Origin of the sequence: Thalassobaculum salexigens DSM 19539 (assembly GCF_000423805.1) — a bacterium.
Taxonomy (GTDB): Bacteria; Pseudomonadota; Alphaproteobacteria; order Thalassobaculales; family Thalassobaculaceae; genus Thalassobaculum; species Thalassobaculum litoreum.
Map to the genome: position 1 here is coordinate 996,644 of NZ_KE384093.1, position 18,557 is coordinate 1,015,200.

An 18,557-nucleotide genomic window follows, 5' to 3' on the forward strand; every position below is an offset into this window, starting at 1 on the left:
TTAGAGGGTTTTCGCCAGCGCAGCGGTGGTGTCCAGCATGCGGTTGGAGAAGCCCCACTCGTTGTCGTACCAGGACAGCACGCGGACCATCTTGCCCTCGATCACCTGGGTCTGGCCCAGATCGAAGGTCGAGGAGTGGCTGTCGTGGTTGAAGTCGGTGGACACCAGCGGCTCGTCATTGATGCCGAGGATCCCCTTCAGCGGACCGTTGGCAGCATCGGAGATCGCCTTGTTGACCTCTTCGATGCTGGTGTCGCGCTTCGGCACGAACTTGAAGTCGATCAGGCTGACATTCGCGGTCGGGACGCGCACCGAGGTACCGTCCAGCTTGCCGGCCAGCTCTGGCAGCACCAGGCCGACGGCCTTGGCCGCACCGGTGGAGGTCGGGATCATCGACTGGGCCGCGGCGCGGGCGCGGTGCAGGTCCTTGTGCAGCGTGTCCAGGGTCGGCTGGTCGCCGGTATAGGCGTGGATCGTGGTCATGTAGCCACGCTCGATGCCGATGGCGTTGTTCAGCACGAAGGCCACCGGGGCGAGGCAGTTGGTGGTGCACGACGCGTTGGAGATGACCTCGTGCTCGGCGGTGAGCTGGTCGTGGTTCACGCCATAGACGACGGTCAGGTCGGCGCCGGTCGCCGGGGCGGAGATGACGACCTTCTTGGCGCCCGCCTCGAGGTGCTTGGCGGCCTGCTCGCGCTTGGTGAAGATGCCGGTGCAGTCCAGCGCGATGTCGACGCCGAGATCCTTGTGCGGCAGGTTGGCCGGGTCGCGCTCGGCGGTCACCTTGATCTTGCCGAGGCCGATATCCATCCAGTCCTCGCCGGTGGTCACCTTGCCCGGGAAGCGGCCGTGCACGGTGTCGTAGCGGAACAGGTGGGCGTTGCTCTCCACCGGGCCCAGATCGTTCACCAGAACAACCTCGATATCGTCGCGCTTCGATTCGTACAGCGCGCGCAACACGAGGCGGCCGATCCGTCCAAACCCGTTGATCGCAACCTTCGTGGCCATCGTCTCTCTCCTCCGAGTGTCGTCACATAACTGATTGTCAGGTGGGGATATGGGTCAGATCGACGCCAATAACACCACTAGATCCGTGCCTTTACCGCACCGGCGACGTCGCCGGCCGTGATCCGGAAGTGCGCGTACAGCTCCTGATAGGGGCCGGACTCGCCGAAACCGGACATGCCGATGAAGACGCCGTTCTCGCCGAGCAGGCGGTCCCAGCACTGCCGCACACCGGCTTCCACCACCACGCGTACGCCGGAGCCGAGCACCTCCTTGGTATAGGACGGATCCTGAGCGGCAAAAAGTTCAAGCGACGGCATCGAAACCACCGCGGTCGGCACGCCCTCGGCGTCGAGCTGGGCCTTGGCGGCCATGGCGATCTCGATTTCGCTGCCGGTGGCGATCAGGGTCGCCTTGCGGGCGCCCTCGGCCTCGGCCAGCACGTAGCCGCCCTTGGCCGACAGGTTGGCCTCGGAATGCTCGGAGCGCACCGTCGGCACGTTCTGACGGGTCAGCGCCAGGACGCTCGGGCCGGAGACCCGTTGCAGGGCAAGCTGCCAGGCCTCGGCGGTCTCCACCGCGTCGGCCGGACGGAACACCGCCAGGTTCGGGATCGCGCGCAGGGCGGCCAGATGCTCCACCGGTTGGTGGGTCGGGCCGTCCTCGCCCAGGCCGATGCTGTCGTGGGTCATGACGAAGATGCAGCGGATGCCCATCAGGGCGGCCAGCCGGATCGACGGGCGGCAATAGTCGGTGAACACCAGGAAGGTGCCGCCATAGGGGATGACGCCGCCATGCAGCGCCATGCCGTTCATCGCCGCGGCCATGGCGTGCTCGCGCACCCCGTAATGCAGGTAGCGGCCGCCGTAGTTCGACTTGTCCAGGATCTCCTGGGAGCCGACCTTGGTGTTGTTCGAGCCCGACAGGTCGGCCGAGCCGCCCAGCAGCTCCGGCACCACCTCGGCGATCACTTCCAGCGCCTTCTGCGACGACACGCGGGTGGCCAGCTTCGGCTGCTCGGCGCTCAGGCTTTTCTTGTGGGCGTTGATCGCCTCGGCCAGTTCCTTCGGCAGGGCGCCGGACAGGGCGCGCTCGAAATCGTCCTTCTTGCCCGACTTGGCGAGGTGAGCGGTCCAGGAATCGTAGGCGTCCGCACCGCGGTCGCCCAGCGACAGGCCGAGCTCGGTGACCGCGTCGGGTATCTCGAAGGGGCCGTGCGGCCAGTTGATGGCGGCGCGGGTGCCGGCGATCTCCTCCGCACCCAGGGGCGAGCCGTGGGAGGAGGACTTGCCGGCCTTGGTCGGGGCGCCGAAGCCGATGGTGGTGCGGCAGGCGATCAGCGACGGGCGCGGATCGGCCGCGGCCTCGGCCATGGCGGCGGCCAGCGCCTTCGGATCATGACCGTCGCAGGACACCACGTGCCAGCCGTAGGACACGAACCGCGCCGGCACGTCGTCGGACAGGGTCAGGTCGGTCGGACCGTCGATGGAGATCTTGTTGTCGTCCCACAGGACGTTCATGCGGCCGAGGCCCAGATGGCCGGCCAGCGAGGCGGCCTCGTGGCTCACGCCCTCCATCAGGCAGCCGTCGCCGGCGATGACCCAGACCCGGTGGTCGATCAGGTCGTCGCCGAAGCGGGCGTTCAGGTGGCGCTCGGCGACCGCCATGCCGACGGCGTTGGCAAAGCCCTGGCCGAGCGGGCCGGTCGTGGTCTCGATGCCGGCGGCGGCGCCGTATTCCGGGTGGCCCGCGGTCTTGGAGCCGAGCTGGCGGAATTTCTTCAGCTCCTCCAGCGGCATGTCGCCATAGCCGGTCAGGTGCAGCAGCGAGTACAGCAGCATCGAGCCGTGGCCGGCCGACAGGACGAACCGGTCGCGGTCGGCCCAGTCCGGATGGCGGGGATCGAAGCGCAGGAACTGCGAGAACAGGACGACGGCGGCGTCGGCCATGCCCATCGGCATGCCCGGGTGCCCCGACTTCGCCTGTTCGACGGCATCCATGGAAAGCGCGCGGATGGCGCTGGCGAGGCTGGCGTGGTCACCGTCCGAGAGGGCGGCGCCGGAAATCGGTGCGGAAGCGGTCATGGTACGGTTCGCGGGCTTTTGGCGGGCGTCCAGCGACCGCCGGCGCCTCGGTGGCGCGGAACATGCCGAGGCATCGACGCTCCGTCAAGCGGGCCGGGGGCTCCGAGGCGCAATATATGCGGGGTGCGGAACCCCACATGCCGGTTCGATTGACGGTAGGTGGGACCGGCGGATATCATACGGCACCTCAAGGACGGGACTTAACTCCTTCGTTTCAGGGGGTACATCGCGGGTTTCGGGCGACGAATCGCCGGCGGTGGACGGGATTGGCGGACCAGGACGGCGGGAATGTCTCGGCTGAATGCGGCACGTGAACGGCTGGACAAGGCGGTCTCCCGTCTTGAAAAGGCGCTCGAAGGACTCGACGAATCCGGTGGAGACGGCTCCGCGGTGACGGGCGAGTTGTCCGAAGTGCGTCGGGATTACGCCAAACTCTCCAAGGCGGCCGATCAGGTCGAGCAGCGGCTCGACAAGGCGATCGGTCAGCTCAAACTCGTGTTGGAGCCCTGATCCTTGGCCCAGGTCGATATCAGCATCAACGGCAAGTCCTACCGCATCGCCTGCGAGGACGGCCAGGAGAAGCGGCTCGGCGAGCTGGCCCAGATGGTCGACGCCCATGTGGCCGACATGGTGGAACAGGTCGGCCAGGTCGGCGACACCCGCCTGCTGGTGATGGCCAGCCTGCTGGTGGCCGACGAGCTCATGGACCTGCGCGATGCCGCCAACGAGGTCGACGAGGGGGACGAGGAGTTCTCGCCCAACGAGCTGGAGGACATGTCGCTCGCCATCGAGGGTCTGGCCGAGCGGATCGAGCGGATCGCCGGCCGCCTGGAAGGCGCCTGAACCGCCGTTTCGTGGCCTTCCCCCGGTGCCGTCTTCGATGCCGACCGCACTGACAGCTACATCTTCGCTTGAATTTGCCGGGTCCGGGTTTACGTTGGGATCAGCGACGGGGCGGCGCGGTTTGTCAGGCCGCACTTTACCCCTGGGGCTATAATCTCTCTGAGGGAGCTGCCTCTTTCGGGACCGTGGTCTCGGAATCGCGGCGCCCACCTGCTATGCAGGCCACAGAGGGTATGCAAATGCCAACGGCCGAGGCGGCTCCGTCGCACTGAACTTCCTAGGGCATGTGCCCAGCGGGCCGCGTGTCTTCAGAGGCCGTGCGGCTGCGGGAATCCTTTCGACCTGACCCTAGAGCCGTGATGACCGATCCCATTCTCGACCCCGAAGAACTCAGCCGCGCCAAAGCCGAGCTGCGTCAGCGCATGGCCCGCCAGCGCGAGGCGCTGGCCGCCGACACGGCCGACGCGGCCAACCGGCTGGCGATGCATCTTTCCGGTGCGGTTGCGCCGTCTTCCGGGACCGTGGTCTCCGGCTACTGGCCGATGCGCGACGAGATCGACCCGCGGCCCTGCCTGACCGCGCTCTGGTCGGCCGGCTGCCGCATCGCCCTGCCTGTCGTGCCGGACGACAAGCAGGCGCTGATCTTCCGCGCCTGGGAGCCGGACGAGGAGCTGGTGCCCGGCCCCTACGGCACCTCGGAGCCGGGGCCCGAGGCCGAAGTGGTCTACCCGACCCTGCTGCTGGTGCCGCTGCTGGCCTTCGACCGAAGGGGACGGCGCCTGGGCTATGGCGGCGGCTATTACGACCGCACGCTCGCGGCCCTGCGCGAATGGCAGACGATCCAGGCGATCGGCGTCGCCTTCGCCGGCCAGGAGGTCGACGCGGTGCCCGCCGGGGCGCATGACGCCTTGCTGAACGGCTTCGTGACCGAGGCCGGCTTCATCGATATTTCGGAGTAGAACGTGCGCCTGTTGTTCCTCGGCGACATCGTCGGACGGTCCGGCCGCGAGGCGGTCATCCATCATCTCCCCGCGCTGATGCGGGACCTCAAGACCGACTTCGTGGTGGTCAACGGCGAGAACTCGGCCCACGGTTTCGGCATCACCGCCAAGATCTGCGGCGAGCTCTACGACGTCGGCGTCGACGTGATCACCACCGGAAACCACGTCTGGGACCAGCGCGAGATCCTCGACGCCATCGCCGACGACGACCGTCTGGTGCGCCCGATCAACTTCCCGCCGGGCACGCCGGGCAAGGGCGCGGTGGTGCACGAGACCCGCGACGGCCGCCGGGTGCTGGTGATCAACGCCATGTGCCGGCTGTTCATGGATCCGCTCGACGACCCCTTCGCCGCGGTTGAGAAGGCGATCGACGGCACCGCGCTGGGCGGCGACGTGGATTTCATCCTGCTCGACATCCACGGCGAGGCGACCAGCGAGAAGATGGCCTTCGGCCACGCCTTCGACGGCCGGGTGTCGCTGGTGGTCGGCACCCACACCCATGTGCCGACGGCCGACGTCATGGTGCTGGCCAACGGCACGGCGTATCAGAGCGACGCCGGCATGTGCGGCGACTACGACAGCGTGATCGGGATGAAGAAGGAATACCCGGTCAAACGCTTCACCACCAAGCTGCCGACCCCGCGGCTCGAGGCGGCGGACGGCGAGGCGACGGTCTGCGGGATTTTCGTGGTGACCGACGACCGCACCGGCCTGGCGATCAGCGCCGAACCGGTGCGGGTCGGCGGGCTGCTGGCGGAGACGATGCCGGTGGGGTGAGGGGGCACGTCCTCTATCCAACTACCACGTCATCCCGGACGAGACCGGACATGATCCGGGCTCGGGCCGGGACCCAGCCCGTCCGGTCGAGTGCTCGGTCCCGGCCTTGCCCCGGATCAAATCCGGGCCAAACCGGGATGACGGACGTGAGAAAAACGCGAGGCAGTTCACCCCACACCCCCGCCTGTGCTACACCCCCGCGCGGCGCCGCGTCGGTGCCGGGGCGACAGGGCTGAAGCCGTGCGTCGAACCCCTACATCTGGTATAGAGAAGCGATTCGCGCCACGAACGGTCGCGGACGGGAGCGTTTGGAAATGGCCGGTCATTCCCAGTTCAAGAACATCATGTACCGCAAGGGCGCGCAGGATAAGAAGCGCGCCAAGATCTTCACCCGCCTGACCCGCGAGATTCAGGTCGCGGCGAAGACCGGCGGCGACGATCCGGCATCGAACCCGGCGCTGCGCACCGCGATCGCGGCCGCGCGCAAGGAGAATATGCCCAAGGACAATATCGAGCGCGCGATCAAGAAGGGCTCGGGCGGCGGCGACGACACCAACTGGGAGGACGTGCGCTACGAGGGCTACGGCCCCGGCGGCGTGGCCATGATCGTCGACGCGCTGACCGACAACCGCAACCGCACCGCCTCGGAAGTCCGCGCCGCCTTCTCCAAGTTCGGCGGCAACCTGGGGGAGACCAACTCGGTGTCCTTCATGTTCAACCGGGTCGGCCAGATCATCTACCCGGCCGAGGTCGGCAGCGCCGACGACGTGCTGGAGGCGGCGATCGAAGCCGGCGCCGAAAACGCCGAGAGCACCGAGGCGGAGCACGAGATCACCTGCCCGGTGGAGGACTTCAACACCGTGCGCGAGGCGCTGGAAGCCACGCTGGGCGAGCCGCAATCGGCCGGTCTGACCTGGAAGCCGCTGAACACCGTCGCGGTGGACGAGGACCAGGCCGGCACGCTGATCAAGCTGTTCGACACCCTGGAAGACAATGACGACGTGCAGCAGGTCTCGGCGAATTTCGACATCGCCGACGACGTCATGGCGAAACTGTCCGCCTGATCCCGGAATCGGGTTGCAGGAGGCGGCATCACGGAGACGCGCATGCGGCTGATCGGGCTCGACCCCGGCCTCAGGAATACCGGGTGGGGGGTGATCGAGACCGACGGCGTGCGCCTGCGTCACGTCGCCGACGGCACCGTGCATTCCGACGGCAGCGCCGATATCGCCACCCGCCTGGTGCAGCTCTATGACGGCATCCTGGACCTGATCGACCGCTTCAAGCCGGACGAGGCGGCGGTCGAGGAGACCTTCGTCAACCGTAACCCGGAGAGCACCTTGAAGCTCGGGCTGGCCCGGGGCGTCGTGCTGCTCGCCCCGGCCAAGGCCGGGCTGCGGGTCGCCGAATACGCGCCCAAGCGGGTCAAGAAGGCGGTGGTCGGCACCGGCAACGCGGCCAAGGAACAGGTGCAGGCGATGATCGCCACCCTGCTGCCCGGTGCCGCCATCAAGAGCCCGGACGCCGCCGATGCCCTCGCCGTGGCGGTCTGCCACGCCCATTACGTCCAGTCGCGCGCCTCCTTCGGTCAGTCGGCCGGGGTGGCGGCGCGCAAGACCGGGGCGGTCACCGACATGGCGCCGGGGCTGGAGCGGGCGATCGCGGCGGCGCTGGCCAAGGAAGCGGCCGCCAAGGAACCGGTGGGAGGAGGCGGCTCATGATCGCGCGCCTGAAGGGCATTCTCGACGGCTCCGGCGACGGTCAGGCGGTGATCGATGTCAACGGCGTCGGCTACCTGATCTTCTGCTCCGGCCGCACGCTGAGTGCGCTCGGAAATGTGGGCGAGGCGGTGAAGGTCGAGGTGGAGACCCATGTCCGCGAGGACCACATCCACCTCTACGGCTTCTCCAGCGGCTCGGAGAAGGCGTCGTTCCGTATGCTGCAGACGGTGCAGGGGGTGGGCGCCAAGCATGCGCTGTCGATCCTGACCGTGCTGTCGCCGGACGAGTTGTTCACCGCTATCGCCGCCCAGGACCGCACCCTGCTGACCCGCGCCGACGGGGTCGGCCCGAAGCTGGCGACGCGCATCGTCAACGAGCTCAAGGACAAGACCGTCAACGTGGCGCTGGGGATCGCCGCCGATGCGCCGGCCGCGGCCCGCAACGCGGCGGTCAAGGCCGCCGGCGGCGACACCCTGAACGACGCCGTCTCCGCCCTGGTCAATCTCGGTTACGGCCGGGCCGAGGCCTATGGCGCGGTGCAGGTGGCCCAGGCGGCGCTCGGCGCCGACGCGGCCCTCGACCGGCTGATCACCGGCGGGCTGAAGGAACTGGCCGGATGAGCGGCGACTGGGACGAGGAAGCGGAGGACGCCGCGCTTGAGGATGGCGACCGCCTGATCGACGGCGACCGGCTGCCGGAGGATATGGCGGAGACTACGCTGCGCCCGCAGACCCTCGACGACTTCACCGGCCAGAAAAAGCTGCGCGAGAACCTCAAGGTCTTCATCGATGCCGCGCGGGGGCGCAGCGAGGCGCTGGACCATGTCCTGCTGTTCGGCCCGCCGGGGCTGGGCAAGACCACCCTGGCGCAGATCGTGGCGCGCGAGCTCGGCGTGAACTTCCGCGCAACCTCCGGCCCGGTGATCGCCAAGGCCGGCGATCTCGCGGCCCTTCTGACCAACCTGCAGCCGCGCGATGTCCTGTTTATTGACGAAATACATCGCCTTAATCCTGCCGTAGAGGAAGTGCTGTATCCCGCCATGGAGGATTTTCAGCTCGACCTCATCATTGGCGAAGGGCCAGCCGCGCGATCGATCCGCATCGATCTGGCGCCGTTCACGCTCGTCGCCGCGACGACCCGGTCGGGCCTGATCACCACGCCCCTGCGCGAGCGCTTCGGCATTCCCCTGCGCCTGCAGTTCTACGAGCCGGAAGAACTGACCCGGATCGTCAAGCGCGGGGCCGATCTGCTGTCCTTCGGCCTGACCGAGGACGGAGCCGGCGAGATCGCCCGGCGCGCCCGTGGTACGCCGCGCGTGGCCGGCCGGCTGCTGCGCCGGGTGCGGGACTTCGCCGCTGTCGCCGGCAAGAAGGTCGTCGACGCGGTCCTGGCCGATGCCGCTCTGACCCGGCTCGACATCGACAAGCGCGGTCTCGACGCCATGGACCGGCGCTACATGGGCTGCATCGCCGAGAACTACGGCGGCGGCCCGGTGGGGGCGGAGACCCTGGGGGCGGCGCTGGGCGAACAGCGCGACGTGATCGAGGAGGTCATCGAGCCGTATCTGATGCAGCAGGGGCTGATCCAGCGCACGCCGCGCGGTCGTATCCTGTCGGCGGCGGGCTGGCGCTATCTCGGCCTCACGCCGCCGAAGGCGATCGAGCCGCAACTCGACCTGCTCGGCCGAGGGGAGGACGATGTCTGATCCCTTCCGGTTCCCCGTGCGTGTCTATTACGAGGATACGGATGCGGGCGGGGTGGTCTACCACGCCAATTATCTGCGGTATGCCGAGCGGGCGCGGACGGAATTCCTCCGCGCCGGCGGGGTCGAACAGCGTGAGATGCGCGAGCAGGAGGATTTCGCCTTCGTGGTGCGGCGCTGCACCGTCGACTACCGCGCACCGGCGGTGCTCGACGATGCCCTGGAAGTCGTCACCCGGATCACCGGGGTGCGCGGCGCGGCGCTGGAGGCGGTGCAGGAAGTGGTCCGCCAGGGCGAGTCCGAGCCCCTGGTGGTGCTGGACCTGGTGATCGCCGGGGTGAACAAGCGGGGGCGGCCGGTACGGCTGCCCCAGAGAATACGGGATCTGGTCGGCGGCGGTGCCCCGGCCTGAGGTTACGGACTTGACGGCCGGGCATCGGCAGCGAGGAAGAGGAAGTCGATGGAGCAACTTGCACAAGCGGTGGTCGATACGACCCAGAACGCGGCCTCGGGTCTGGCGACGCCGGGACTTGCGGCGCCCGCCGTGGCCCTGTCCCACGAGATGAGCATGTGGGGCCTGTTCATGCAGGCCGACCCTGTGGTCAAGGTGGTGATGCTGCTCCTTGTCGTGGCGTCGATCTGGAGCTGGGCGATCATCTTCGAGAAGATCCTGAAGATGCGCCGCATGCGCCGCCGCGCCCATGAGTTCGAGGACGCATTCTGGTCCGGCGGTTCGCTGGAGGACCTGTACGACCGCATGGGCAGCCACCCGGCCGACCCGATGTCGTCGATCTTCTCCTCGGCCATGCGCGAGTGGCGCCGCTCGGCGGCCAAGGGCCTGACCCAGCGGTCCAACGACCTGCGCGCCAGCTTGCGCGACCGGCTCGACCAGATCATGAATCTGACCATAAACCGGGAGATGGAGGCGCTGGAGAAGCGCATGACCTTCCTCGCCTCGGTCGGGTCCACGGCGCCGTTCGTCGGTCTGTTCGGCACGGTCTGGGGCATCATGAACAGTTTCCAGGCGATCGCCGCCTCCAAGAACACCAGCCTCGCGGTCGTAGCACCGGGCATCGCGGAAGCGCTGTTCGCCACCGCCCTCGGCCTGGTCGCGGCCATCCCGGCGGTCGTCGCCTACAACAAGCTGTCCAGCGATCTGGCCCGGTATTCCGGCCGGCTGGAGGGATTCGCCACCGAGTTCGGCTCGATCCTGTCGCGGCAGCTGGACGAGGGACGGTAGGACGTGGCCGGCGGACTCATCAAACGGGGAACCGGGCACGGCTCCCGCCGTCGCCGGAACCCGCCGCTGAGCGAGATCAACGTCACGCCGTTCGTCGACGTGATGCTGGTTCTGCTGATCGTGTTCATGGTGACGGCACCGCTGCTGACCGTCGGCGTGCCGGTGGACCTGCCCAAGACCAAAGCGGCCCAGCTGACCGACGAGGTCGAGCCGCTGGTGGTGACCGTCCGGGCCGATGGCAGCCTGTACCTGCAGGAGACCGCCATTTCCCGCGACGAGCTGGTCCCGAAGCTGATGGCGGTGTCGGGTGCGAATCCCGATCTCAGAATTTTTGTCCGTGGCGACAAGTCTATTGCCTACGGATCCGTCATGGAGGTCATGGGCCAGATCAGTTCTGCCGGGTTCTCCCGGGTCGCTCTTCTGGCGGAGCTTCCGGAGGAGTCGGCGGGCGCCAATTGACGGCCGGATCGCAGGGTCCGCGGATGGACCTTGTCGTGCCGGACCGGTGACGGCCCAACGAGGAGCGTGACGAGCGAACATGAACGTGGCTCTGATCTTTTCGATCCTGCTGCACGCCGGAGTGCTGGCGCTGGCCGTCTTCGGCCTGCCGAAGCTTGCCCGCGAGGAGCTGATCGAGAACCGTCTGGTGGTCGTCGACGTGGTGACCGTCGCTGAGGTCACGAACGCGCCGCCGCCGGTGGAGAAGACCACGCCGGACAAGACGCCGCCGCCGCCGCCGGACTCCGCGTCCCAGCCGGATCGCACCCCGCCGCCGCCACCCCCGCCGGCGGCCAAGCCGACACCGCCGCCGCCGCCGGCCCCGAAGGAGACCGCGAAGCCCGCACCTGCCCCGGCGCCGACCCAGGCCGCCAAGGCCGCGCCGCCGCCCGAGCCGGCCCCGGCGGTGAAGGCCGAACCCGTGCCCGTACCGTCGACCAAGCCGGAGCCGCCGAAGCCCGAGCCGGAAAAGCCGGAACCCATCCCCGTGGAGAAGCCCGAGCCGGACGTGCCCAAGCCGGAGGTGCCGAAGCCCGAGCAGCCCGAAGTCGCGAAGGTCGAGCGCGTCGAGGACCAGGCGCCGGCACCGGTCCCGGTCACCCGGCCGACCCCGCCGGAGCGCCCGAAGCAGGTCGCCGAGAAGGAAGCGCCGAAGACTCCTGAGAAGGAGGAGCCGGAGAAGAAGGCGGACAACTTCCTCAACGTGTTGAAGACGGTTCAGAACCTGAAGAAGGACGCGCCGAAGCCGGCGGCCGAGTCGCCGCCGTCGCCGATGCCCGACTCGAAGACGACCGCACGCAATTCCAGCTTCGATCCGAACCAGAAGCTCTCGGTCTCGGAGATGGACGCGATCCGCCAGCAGATCAGCAGCTGCTGGCTGGTGCCGGCCGGCGCCAAGAACGCCGCCAACCTGGTGGTCGAGATCGAAGTCACGATGAATCCGGACCGCACCGTGCGGTCCTCCAAGGTGGTGGATACGTCGCGGATGCAGAACGATCCGTTCTACCGGTCCGCCGCCGAGTCCGCCCTGCGGGCACTGAAATCGCCGAACTGTTCCCCGCTGCAACTTCCGCCGGAGAAGTACGACACATGGAAAAACTTCACGATCACCTTCGATCCGAAGGACATGCTGTCATGACCGACAGCTCCGACGCCGCCCTGGCCGCGGCTCCCCTGTCGTCCGAACCGGTGACCGCGCCGCGTCCGCCGCGCCCGACCGTCGACGTCTCCATGTCACGGCGCGATCTGGCCCGCCTGTCGCTGGCCGGTCTGGTCGGCGCGGCCGGCGTCGGCGGGTTCGCCGCTCCGGCGCGCAGCGAGCTGCGGATCGACATCACACAGGGCCGGGTCGACCCGCTGCCCGTCGCCATCGCCGACTTCAAGGGCGAGGGCGTGGAGGCCACCCGGGTCGGCCGGACCATGACCGAGATCATCTCCTCGAATCTGGAGCGCTCGGGCCTGTTCAAGCCGATCAACCCCAAGGCGTTCATCCAGAGCGATCTCGATTTCGACACGCCGCCGCGATTTGGCGACTGGCGTCAGATCAGCGCACAGGCCCTGGTTCACGGCCGGGTGACGATCCCCTCTCCGGGACAATATAGGATAGAATTTCGCCTATGGGATGTGTTCGCCGAACAATACATGACCGGCACTTCGCTGACGGCGATCGAGGAATCCCTGCGCCGGGCGGCGCACATCGTGTCGGACATGATCTACAAGCGGATCACCGGCGAGGACGGCTATTTCGACACCCGCTTCGTCTACATCGCCGAGAGCGGCCCGCAGAACCGGCGCAAGAAGCAGCTCGCCATCATGGATCAGGACGGGGCGAACCATAAGTTCCTGACCGATGGCAACACCCTGGTGCTGACCCCGCGCTTCTCGCCGACGGTGCAGGAGATCACCTATCTCGCCTATTACCAGAACCGGCCGCGGGTCTACATCTTCAACCTGGATTCCGGACAGCAGGAGGTCCTGGGCGACTTCCCGGGCATGACCTTCGCGCCGCGCTTCTCGCCGGACGGAAACCGGGTGATCATGAGCCTGGCCAAGGACGGCGTGACCGACATCCACACCATGGACCTGCGCACCCGACGGGTGGCGCAGCTCACCAACACCCGCTCGATCGACACGTCGCCGACCTACGCGCCGGACGCCAGCCAGATCGTGTTCAACTCCGACCGCGGCGGCTCGCAGCAGCTCTACACGATGGCGGCCGACGGCTCGAACGTGAAGCGGATCAGCTTCGGCGACGGCCGCTATGCCACCCCGGTCTGGTCGCCGCGTGGCGATCTGATCGCGTTCACCAAGATCACCGGCGGCACCTTTCACATCGGTGTGATGCGGCCCGACGGGTCCGGCGAGCGTCTGCTCAGCCAGGGCTTCCTCGTGGAGGCGCCGAGCTGGTCGCCGAACGGGCGCGTTCTGGTGTATTTCAAGCAGACGCCGTCCGACCGGAGCGGCCGCGGTGGCACCTCAAAGTTGTACACGATCGACCTTACCGGCTATAACGAACGGGAGGTGATCACCCCCCTGGATGCATCCGATCCGGCGTGGAGCCCCTTGCTTCGCTAATCAATTAGAAGCTATAAGGAAAAACGCTCGTGGTCGGCTGTCGGGAAACTGTGCAGTCCGGCTCGACGAGTCCGGGCCCGGACAGGCCGGGTCATTTGGACCACGAGGGGGGCGGGGCGCCCGGCACCACAGAATTCTCCAGAGGGACACACCTATCATGCGCATCAAGTTTCTCAGCGTATTTGCTGCCGTCGCGCTGCTCGCCGCTTGCGAGACCGCACCCGACGAGTCGGCAAATACCGGTTCGGGCGGCAACGTGCAGCCGACCAGTTCCACCACGGCGACGGCCCCGACCGGTCCGGCTCCGGGTAGCGCCGAAGATTTTGTCGTCAATGTTGGCGATCGCGTCTTCTTCGACTTCGACAGCTCCGCTCTTGACGGCGAGGCCCGCACGACGCTTGAGCGTCAGGCGTTCTTCCTGCGCAAGTATCCGAGCACGTCGGTCACCATCGAGGGCCATTGCGACGAGCGTGGCACCCGCGAGTACAACCTGGCGCTTGGCGAGCGTCGCGCCTCCGCCGTCAAGGATTACATGGTTTCCCTCGGCATCGACCCGAGCCGTCTGAACACCATCTCCTACGGCAAGGAGCGTCCGGTGAACCCGGCGTCGACCGAGCAGGCCTGGGCCGAGAACCGCCGCGGCGTCACCGTCCTCAACTGACGGTTCGCGATCGCGTAATGGACGGCGGTGCCCAGACAGGGCGCCGCCGTTCTTTTTTGACCGGTTCGTTTTGGCGGAGCGGTTGCGGCGGCATTCTGGCCACCGCGCCATAATTCCGCCGCGAGCATCCTGGAGACTGGGACCATGATGCGCTTCGTAGTGTTGATCCTCCTCTTGTCCGCCGCCGTTCCGACGGTCGCCTCCGCGCAGCAGGACGTCAGCGGCCTGCTCAACCGGATGGCACGGCTTGAGCGGGAACTGGCCGATCTCCAGCGGTCGGTCTATGCCGGCGGCCAGCCGCCCGCCTCGGTCACGGCGAACCAGACCACCCAGCTCTCCCAGCCCGACGGTGTCGGCGGCTCGCCGCTGGCGCGGATCGAGATTCGGCTGCAGCAGATCGAGGCCGATCTGCGCCGGGTCACCGGCCGGGTCGAGGAACTGGGCTATCAGGTTCAGAACGTCTCCGACCGCATGGACCGAATGCAGACCGACACCGACATCCGCTTCCGCGAGTTGAGCGGCGATGCCGGTGCGGCATCCGGTCAGCAGGACGCCACCGGCCAGACTGGCCCGCGCACCGAGGCGACGCCGCCCGCCACTACCGGCGGATCGACGACGGGGCCGACCACCGGTGCGAAGCCGCAGGATCTCGGAACGCTCACGGGCAACGATCTCTCCACCCTGAAGGCGACCACGCCGCCGCCGAGCGACACGGCGGCCACCCAGACGGCGCTGCTGCCGGCGGACGCGTCCGTCGAGGACCAGTACAAGGCCGCCTTCGACCATCTCGTGAAACACGATCTGCCGACCGCCGAAGCGGCCTTCAAGGCGTTCCTTGAGGCCCATCCGGACGATCCCCTTGCCGGGAACGCCCAGTACTGGCTCGGCGAGACGTACTACGCGCGCGAACGCTACGAAGAGGCGGCCGTCGCGTTTCTGGGGGGCTACCAGAGCTATCCGAAAAGCCCAAAGGCGGCCGATAATCTTCTGAAGCTCGGCATGGCCTTGGCCCGGATCGACCGCAAGGAGGAGGCGTGCACGACCTTCGCCAAGCTCAACGAGGACTTCCCCAAGGCGCCCACCAACATCAAGCGCCGCATGATCAACGAGACCAAGGCGCTGAACTGCGGCGGATAGTCTCGGCCGCCGGGGAGGAGACGGACCGGGCCGACGCCCCGCTGGATGAGCGGGACGGGATAGCCCTGCTGGACGCCGTCCTGCACGAGCAGCCGGATGCCTCGGACCGCCATGGACCGGTCGCGCTGGCCGTATCCGGCGGGCCCGACAGCACCGCCTTGCTGTATTTCGCCGATCGGTGGTCGCGGCTCCGGCAGCGGCCGCTGCTGGTCCTGACCGTGGACCATGGCCTGCGCCCCGAGGCGACGGCGGAGGCCGCCGAGGTTGCCCGACGGGCGGCCGAGCTGGGGCATTCCCATCGGATACTCGCCTGGAACGGCCGCAAGCCCAGGGCGGGCCTTCAGGCCGCGGCCCGGGAGGCGCGGCTGGCGCTGCTGACGGAGGCCTGCCACGGCGCCGGTGCGGCGACCCTGCTGCTGGCCCATCATCGCGACGACCAGGCCGAGACCGTGCTGCACCGCATAGACCGCGATACCGGTCCCGAGGGGCTGGCCGGCATGGCGCCGGTGACGTGGCGGGGAGGGATCAGGCTCGTCCGCCCGTTCCTGACGCTGCCGAAGGAACGTCTGGTCGCGACCTGCCGCGTCGCCGGCCTCGCCTATGCCGAGGACCCCTCCAATGCCGACCCTCGGTTCACGCGGGCCGACCTGCGGCGGCTGCGGCCGGCCCTGGACGCGGTCGGCCTGACGGCGGACCGGCTGGCCCGTCTGGCGGAGGCCATGGGCTGTGCGCGCCGGGCCATGGACCGGGAGGTGCGAGGCTGGCTCGTGCGCCATGCCGTGATCCATCCCTGTGGCACCTGCAGGCTCGACCGCGCTGCCCTGGACGCGGCGCCGCCGGACTTCACCGCTGCGATACTGCGCGCCGTGCTGCGGATAGCGGGCGCGGCGGGGTATCCGCCCGGCACGGCGGCGATGGCCGGGCTCATGGACTGGCTGGCGGACGGGGCAGCCGCCCGGCGTCGGACCCTGCGGGGATGCCTGCTCCAGATCGACGGCGACACCCTCACCGTGATGCGCGAGGAAGTGGCCTGCGCGCCGCCGCTGTGCATACCGGGCGGACAGACGGCCTGTTGGGACGGTCGCTTCCTCATACGCAACAAAACGGCGGCGCCGATAAATGTCGGACCCTGCGGGGCGGAGGGCTGGCGGCGGATCAAGCGTTTAGGTCTGGACGCGCGGCTTCCGGACGCCGCGCGCGCCCTCCCGCACCCGGCCAGACTCGCCTGGCCGATTGTGACTGACCTTGACGGGGTGGTTGCGCTCCCCCACCTTGTGCTTGGCGAACGGAGGGCGCCCGACTCGCATCAATTTGGGGTGGTGATCCACCTGCTGGCGACGCGTGAGCGACGGATCGATGGGCCGATGGCCAATGGAAGGCTGAAGACGTGAACAATTTCGGCAAGAATCTTGCTCTCTGGATCATTATCGGCGTCCTGCTCGTGGCGCTGTTCAATCTGTTCCAGGGATCCTCCCCGCGTACCGGCCTGCGCAGTCTCGCCTATTCGGACTTCCTGTCCGAAGTCGAGAGCGGGCGCGTGAACCAGGTCACCATCCAGGGCCAGCAGATCTCCGGCCGCTTCTCCGACGGCAGCACCTTCCAGACCTATGCGCCGCAGGATGCCGAACTGGTCCCGAAACTGAACACCTCCGGCGTACGCATCTCCGCGGCCCCGCCGGAAGAGGGCACCTCCGGGCTGTTCCAGATCCTGCTGAGCTGGTTCCCCATGCTGCTGTTCATCGCGGTGTGGATCTTCTTCATGCGCCAGATGCAGGGCGGCGGCGGCAAGGCCATGGGTTTCGGCAAGAGCCGCGCCCGGCTGCTGACCGAGAAGACCGGGCGAGTCACCTTCGACGACGTTGCCGGCATCGACGAGGCGAAATCCGAGCTGGAAGAGATCGTCGAGTTCCTGAAGGACCCGCAGCGCTTCCAGCGTCTGGGTGGCAAGATCCCCAAGGGCTGTCTGCTGGTGGGCCCTCCGGGTACCGGTAAGACGCTGCTGGCCCGCGCCATCGCCGGCGAAGCCAATGTGCCGTTCTTCACCATCTCGGGCTCCGATTTCGTCGAGATGTTCGTCGGCGTCGGCGCCAGTCGTGTCCGCGACATGTTCGAGCAGGGCAAGAAGAACGCCCCCTGCATCATCTTCATCGACGAGATCGATGCGGTCGGCCGCCATCGCGGCGCCGGCCTCGGCGGCGGCAACGACGAGCGCGAGCAGACCCTGAACCAGCTCCTGGTCGAGATGGACGGTTTCGAGGCGAACGAGGGCGTGATCCTGATCGCCGCGACCAACCGTCCGGACGTGCTCGACCCGGCGCTGCTGCGTCCGGGCCGCTTCGACCGCCAGATCGTCGTGCCGAACCCGGATATCCTGGGCCGCGAGAAGATCCTGAAGGTGCATATGCGCAAGGTGCCGCTCGGCCCCGACGTGGACGCGCGCACCATCGGCCGCGGCACCCCCGGTTTCTCCGGCGCCGACCTCGCCAACCTAGTCAACGAGGCCGCGCTGCTCGCCGCCCGCAAGGGCAAGCGCGTGGTCGGCATGGCCGAGTTCGAGGAAGCCAAGGACAAGGTCATGATGGGCTCGGAGCGCCGCTCCATGGTCATGACCGACGAGGAGAAGAAGCTGACCGCCTATCACGAGGCCGGTCACGCCATCGTCGCGCTGCACTGCCCGGACAGCGACCCGATCCACAAGGCGACCATCATCCCGCGCGGCCGTGCCCTGGGCATGGTCATGCGCCTGCCGGAAGGCGACCGGATCTCGCTCTCCAAGGCGAAGCTGGAAGCCGACCTGCGGGTCGGTTGTGGCGGCCGGATTGCCGAGGATCTGATCTTCGGTGCGGAGCGGATCACCACCGGTGCCTCCTCCGATATCCGCATGGTGACGGAAATGTCGCGCCGGATGATCACGGAATGGGGCATGAGCGACAAGCTCGGCTTCCTGGCCTACTCCGCCGATCAGCAGGAGGTGTTCCTGGGCCATTCGGTGACCCAGCAGAAGAACGTCTCCGACGCGACCGCCAATGTGATCGACGAGGAGATCCGCCGGGTGACCGACGAGGCGTATGACGACGCCCGCCGGATCCTGGAAGAGAACATGGACGACCTGCACACCCTGGCGAAGGGCCTGCTGGAATACGAAAGCCTGTCGGGCGACGACATTCAGGAACTGCTGGCCAGCGGGACGATCGATCGCGGCGGCCGCGACGAGCCGTCCAAGCCGAGCGGCCCCGGCCGGCGCGCCTCGGTGCCGACCGGCGGCACCGCGCCCGGTGGCGGCATGGAGCCCGATCCGCAACCCGGCGACTGAC

General features: G+C 68.0%; 18 protein-coding genes, 1 other RNA gene and 1 pseudogene. 18 read left to right on the plus strand and 2 right to left on the minus strand.

Features of this window, described 5'->3' with window-relative positions:
- Complete coding sequence (gap, locus tag G578_RS0109015; RefSeq protein WP_028793952.1) at positions 1-1,008, minus strand: type I glyceraldehyde-3-phosphate dehydrogenase; 1,008 nt, start codon at positions 1,006-1,008, stop codon at positions 1-3.
- Between the two features lie 77 nt (positions 1,009-1,085).
- A complete protein-coding gene (tkt, locus tag G578_RS0109020; protein WP_028793953.1) occupies positions 1,086-3,089 on the minus strand; it encodes a transketolase in 2,004 nt (667 codons plus the stop codon).
- A gap of 288 nt (positions 3,090-3,377) precedes the next feature.
- Between tkt and G578_RS0109025 the strand changes: the two genes are divergently transcribed.
- The 18 genes and pseudogenes from G578_RS0109025 to ftsH all read left to right on the plus strand — a co-directional run bounded on the left by G578_RS0109025 (position 3,378) and on the right by ftsH (position 18,556).
- Entirely contained in the window at positions 3,378-3,599 is a 222-nt protein-coding gene (locus G578_RS0109025; protein WP_028793954.1) for an ATP-binding protein, read from the plus strand.
- Between the two features lie 3 nt (positions 3,600-3,602).
- Positions 3,603-3,932, plus strand: a complete 330-nt coding sequence (locus G578_RS0109030) for a cell division protein ZapA (RefSeq protein ID WP_028793955.1) — start codon at positions 3,603-3,605, stop codon at positions 3,930-3,932.
- Positions 3,933-4,038: 106 nt separating this feature from the next.
- Positions 4,039-4,197, plus strand: a non-coding RNA gene (gene ssrS / locus G578_RS29045) — 6S RNA.
- 94 nt (positions 4,198-4,291) lie between these two features.
- Positions 4,292-4,891, plus strand: a complete 600-nt coding sequence (locus G578_RS0109035) for a 5-formyltetrahydrofolate cyclo-ligase (protein WP_028793956.1) — start codon at positions 4,292-4,294, stop codon at positions 4,889-4,891.
- Between the two features lie 3 nt (positions 4,892-4,894).
- On the plus strand, positions 4,895-5,710 hold the full coding sequence (locus tag G578_RS0109040; RefSeq protein WP_028793957.1) for a TIGR00282 family metallophosphoesterase: 816 nt from the start codon (positions 4,895-4,897) through the stop codon (positions 5,708-5,710).
- Between the two features lie 314 nt (positions 5,711-6,024).
- Complete coding sequence (locus tag G578_RS0109045) at positions 6,025-6,774, plus strand: YebC/PmpR family DNA-binding transcriptional regulator (protein ID WP_028793958.1); 750 nt, start codon at positions 6,025-6,027, stop codon at positions 6,772-6,774.
- 42 nt (positions 6,775-6,816) lie between these two features.
- Positions 6,817-7,275, plus strand: a pseudogene (gene ruvC / locus G578_RS25530) (crossover junction endodeoxyribonuclease RuvC); the annotation flags it as partial.
- Positions 7,276-7,427: 152 nt separating this feature from the next.
- Positions 7,428-8,051, plus strand: a complete 624-nt coding sequence (ruvA, locus tag G578_RS0109055; protein ID WP_028793959.1) for a Holliday junction branch migration protein RuvA — start codon at positions 7,428-7,430, stop codon at positions 8,049-8,051.
- On the plus strand, positions 8,048-9,136 hold the full coding sequence (ruvB, locus tag G578_RS0109060; protein WP_051244416.1) for a Holliday junction branch migration DNA helicase RuvB: 1,089 nt from the start codon (positions 8,048-8,050) through the stop codon (positions 9,134-9,136). Before ruvA ends, ruvB begins: the two co-directional genes overlap by 4 nt.
- The gene (ybgC, locus tag G578_RS25535; protein ID WP_038013939.1) at positions 9,129-9,545 is read left to right on the plus strand and encodes a tol-pal system-associated acyl-CoA thioesterase; all 417 of its coding nucleotides are present in this window, start codon (positions 9,129-9,131) and stop codon (positions 9,543-9,545) included. The genes ruvB and ybgC overlap by 8 nt, the downstream gene beginning before the upstream one ends.
- 156 nt (positions 9,546-9,701) lie before the next feature.
- Positions 9,702-10,373, plus strand: coding sequence for a protein TolQ (gene tolQ / locus G578_RS0109070; RefSeq protein WP_038014659.1), 672 nt, complete (start codon positions 9,702-9,704; stop codon positions 10,371-10,373).
- A gap of 3 nt (positions 10,374-10,376) precedes the next feature.
- Positions 10,377-10,832: a protein TolR gene (tolR, locus tag G578_RS0109075; RefSeq protein ID WP_028793962.1), complete on the plus strand. Its 456-nt coding sequence runs from the start codon at positions 10,377-10,379 to the stop codon at positions 10,830-10,832.
- Positions 10,833-10,911: 79 nt separating this feature from the next.
- Positions 10,912-12,009 (plus strand): energy transducer TonB, encoded by a 1,098-nt coding sequence (locus G578_RS0109080; protein WP_028793963.1) that lies wholly within the window; start codon positions 10,912-10,914, stop codon positions 12,007-12,009.
- Between the two features lie 92 nt (positions 12,010-12,101).
- Complete coding sequence (tolB, locus tag G578_RS0109085) at positions 12,102-13,445, plus strand: Tol-Pal system beta propeller repeat protein TolB (protein ID WP_028793964.1); 1,344 nt, start codon at positions 12,102-12,104, stop codon at positions 13,443-13,445.
- A 157-nt stretch (positions 13,446-13,602) separates the two neighbouring features.
- Positions 13,603-14,106 carry a peptidoglycan-associated lipoprotein Pal gene (gene pal / locus G578_RS0109090; RefSeq protein WP_028793965.1) on the plus strand — a complete coding sequence of 168 codons (504 nt, stop codon included), beginning with the start codon at positions 13,603-13,605 and terminating at the stop codon, positions 14,104-14,106.
- A 144-nt stretch (positions 14,107-14,250) separates the two neighbouring features.
- A complete protein-coding gene (ybgF, locus tag G578_RS25540) occupies positions 14,251-15,243 on the plus strand; it encodes a tol-pal system protein YbgF (RefSeq protein ID WP_051244420.1) in 993 nt (330 codons plus the stop codon).
- On the plus strand, positions 15,141-16,634 hold the full coding sequence (gene tilS / locus G578_RS25545; RefSeq protein WP_084618781.1) for a tRNA lysidine(34) synthetase TilS: 1,494 nt from the start codon (positions 15,141-15,143) through the stop codon (positions 16,632-16,634). The genes ybgF and tilS overlap by 103 nt, the downstream gene beginning before the upstream one ends.
- The gene (ftsH, locus tag G578_RS0109105) at positions 16,631-18,556 is read left to right on the plus strand and encodes an ATP-dependent zinc metalloprotease FtsH (RefSeq protein WP_028793966.1); all 1,926 of its coding nucleotides are present in this window, start codon (positions 16,631-16,633) and stop codon (positions 18,554-18,556) included. The genes tilS and ftsH overlap by 4 nt, the downstream gene beginning before the upstream one ends.
- The last annotated feature ends 1 nt before the right edge of the window (position 18,557 follow it).